Genomic DNA, 2,938 nt, shown 5'->3' on the forward strand with positions numbered 1-2,938 from the left:
GGGTGGGGGAGGGACGTCAGGCGGGGCCGAGCAGATCCCAGCGGTTTCCGACGACGTCGAGGAACACCGCGACCCGGCCGTACGAGTCGGTGCGCGGTGGACGGACGAACGCCACGCCGGCCTCGACCAGCCGCCGGTAGGTGGCGTCGAAGTCGTCGACCCGGAGGAAAAAGCCGACCCGACCGGCCACCTGGTCGCCGACGACCGCCTCCTGCCGCTCGCCGTCGGCGCGGGCCAGCAGCAGTCCGGTGCCGCCGCCCGGCGGGCGGACCACCACCCAGCGCTTCGGCCGGCCGTCGGTGGTCAACGACGGGGAGTCCTCCACCAGCGTGAAACCAAGCACGTCGGTGAAGAAGGCGATCGCCGGGTCGTACTCGGAGACCACAACGGTGACGAGATCAAGACGCATCCGCCGAGAGTAGGCGGACGGGCAGCGGGCCCCGGCTCAGACCTCGACGACCGTGGGCAGGTGCCGCTCCACCACCGGGAGCACCTCGGCGACGGTGACCGGGCGGCCCAGCTCGACGGTGAGCGAGGTGACCCCGGCGTCCCGGATGCCGCAGGGCACGATCCGGTCGAAGTACGTCAGGTCGCAGTCGCAGTTGATGGAGAAGCCGTGCAGGGTCACCCCACGGGAGACCCGGATGCCGATGGCGGCCACCTTGCGGGCCGGACCCCGGTCGTCCTCGGGCACCCACACCCCGCTGCGGCCCTCGATCCGACCGGCGGTCAGCCCGAACTCGGCGCAGACGTCGATCAGCATCTGCTCGGTGCGCCGCACGTACGCGACCACGTCCACCGGGTCGGGGAGCTTGACGATCGGGTAGCCGACGAGCTGCCCCGGGCCGTGCCAGGTGATCTTGCCACCGCGGTCGACGTCGACCACCGGGGTGCCGTCCATCGGCCGGTCCCACGGCTCGGTGCGCTTGCCGGCGGTGTAGACGCTGGGGTGCTCCAGCAGCAGCACGGTGTCGCCCTGCTCGCCGGCCACCACCGAGGCGTGCAGCCGACGCTGCTCGTCCCAGGCGGCCTGGTAGTCGAGCACCCCGGCCCGTACGGCCGTCAGCCCGGAAGTCGTCGCACTCACCCCACCAGCCTAAACCCGTTCCGCTCCACCGTCTCCGGTGACGCACGTCGCGTCAGGCCGCCGGAATCCGCCACAGCCAGACGTCGTCGACCCGCTGCGGCTCGCCGAGCAGGGCGGTGGCGGTGCGGCGCAGGGCGTCCTCGTCCAGGTCGTACTTGGCGCCGTGCACCTCGTCGGGCAGCACGACCACCTCGACCCCCCAGTACCGCAGGTCCGAGCGGACCAGCCGGATGGTGCCCTCGGTGACGATCGGCACCAGCCCGGTGCGGCCCGCCTGGTCCAGCAGGGTGTCGAAGGTGCGCGGCGGCGGCCCGATCCGGCCCCGCCCGTCCGGCCCGCCGGGGCCCAGGAAGAAACCGGCCGGCAGGCGGAACACACCCTGTCGGTGGGACAGCGCGTACGCCTGCCAGCGCTGGCCGTCCGGGTAGACGTCCAGGGTCAGCGGGATCGGGGTGAGCACCCCGCCCGGGGAGACGTACTCCCGCCAGGTGCCGGCGGTGACGAACTGCGGCACCGGCGGGCGGAGGCTGGTCAGCAGCGGAGTCGGCAGCAGCGGCAGCAGCGCCACCACGAAACCGGCCGCCCACGCCACCCGGAACGGACGCCGGGGCGGGTCGGCCCGGAGCTGGTCGATCGCGTACGCCAGCAGCACGCCGACGACCGGGGCGACCACCAGCGCCAGCCGGGCCGGCAGCGCGGCGTTGACCACCGGCAGCCCGTCCAGCAGGGCGAACGGGAGCGGCTGCCCGGTGCGCCGCCCGTTGACGGTGGCCTGCGGCCCCCAGGAGAGTACGGCGAAGACCACGGCGGTGACCCCCAGCGCGACCAGCGTGGCCCGGCGGCCCGGTGTGGCACGCCGCCACAGCGGCACGAAGCAGGCGACGGCGAGCAGCAGCAGCGGCACCCCGAAGAAGGAGTTCTCCTCGGTGGGGTTGGCCGCCAGCGAGGTACCCCACCCCAGCTCGCCCGCGAGCGACCGGCGCGGGTACGCCCCGAACGCGGCCACGTCCTCGGAGTGGATCACCGGGTCGAACCCGGTGCCTCCGAACCGCTGCGGGCCGGCGAAGTGCAGCCAGAGCGGGTACGCCAGCAGCGCTCCCGCCACCAGCGTGGTCACGCCCAGCCCGCGCAGCAGGTCCGGCAGCGCCGCCCGGGCCTCGGCCCGGCGGGCCGGGTGTGCCGCCCAGGCGGCCAGAAACACGCCGGTCGCCAGGGCGGTGAAGAACAGCCCCTCGGCGGCGATGGAGAACGCCACCGCCACCAGCACGCCGAGAACGATCCCGCCGCGCAGCCAGCGCCCCGGCCGGCGCAGCGCGAACACCCGCCACAGCAGCAGCGGGACCAACCAACCGGCCGTCCAGTTCAGGTGGGCGTTGGCGTGCGAGACCATGCCGGGGGAGTAGGCGACGAACAGCGCGCCGACCCCGGCGGCGAGCCGGCTGCCCACCAGGTGCCGGGAGAGCAGCCAGTACCAGGCCAACGCGGTGCCGGCCAAGTTGAGGGTGAGGATCACCAGGAACGTCGCCGGTGGCCCGATCAGGTACGTCAGCGGGGCGAAGACCGCCGCGTACACGGTGATCGAGGTGTTGACCGCCAGGTTCACCCCGTCGGGCACGTTGAGCAGGTGGGTGAAGAGCGGATTCTCCCCGTGGGTGAGCGCGTGCCCGCCGAAGGCGAGCAGCCACTCGAACAGCGCCTGGTCGCTGGCGTTGACGGTGACCACCCGACCGTTCGGGTCACGCCACAGTCCACTGGTCACCCAGACGGCCAGGGCCACCGCGACCAGCGTCACGACCAGGTCGGCCCGGCGTCCCCCGTGCTCGGTGGGCCGGGCGGTGGGGGGTTTTCCGG

The 2,938-nt window shown here is 73.7% G+C and carries 3 protein-coding genes; all 3 read right to left on the bottom strand.

What is annotated here, in order from left to right; all coding sequences use genetic code 11:
* Positions 1-16: 16 nt before the first annotated feature.
* The 3 genes from E1166_RS30055 to E1166_RS30065 are packed head-to-tail and all read right to left on the bottom strand — an operon-like array spanning position 17 to position 2,879.
* Positions 17-409: a VOC family protein gene (locus tag E1166_RS30055; RefSeq protein WP_132268336.1), complete on the bottom strand. Its 393-nt coding sequence runs from the start codon at positions 407-409 to the stop codon at positions 17-19.
* 36 nt (positions 410-445) lie between these two features.
* Positions 446-1,087 carry a lipoyl(octanoyl) transferase LipB gene (lipB, locus tag E1166_RS30060; protein ID WP_132268338.1) on the bottom strand — a complete coding sequence of 214 codons (642 nt, stop codon included), beginning with the start codon at positions 1,085-1,087 and terminating at the stop codon, positions 446-448.
* Positions 1,088-1,139: 52 nt separating this feature from the next.
* Positions 1,140-2,879, bottom strand: a complete 1,740-nt coding sequence (locus tag E1166_RS30065) for a DUF2079 domain-containing protein (protein ID WP_243710598.1) — start codon at positions 2,877-2,879, stop codon at positions 1,140-1,142.
* Positions 2,880-2,938 lie beyond the last annotated feature (59 nt).

Source organism: Micromonospora sp. KC213, from assembly GCF_004348325.1.
GTDB lineage: Bacteria > Actinomycetota > Actinomycetes > Mycobacteriales > Micromonosporaceae > Micromonospora.

What these genes read in the sequence shown, in the direction of transcription:
- E1166_RS30055 (WP_132268336.1), bottom strand. Translation starts at nt 409, where the DNA reads ATGCGTCTTGATCTCGTCACCGTTGTGGTCTCCGAGTACGACCCGGCG.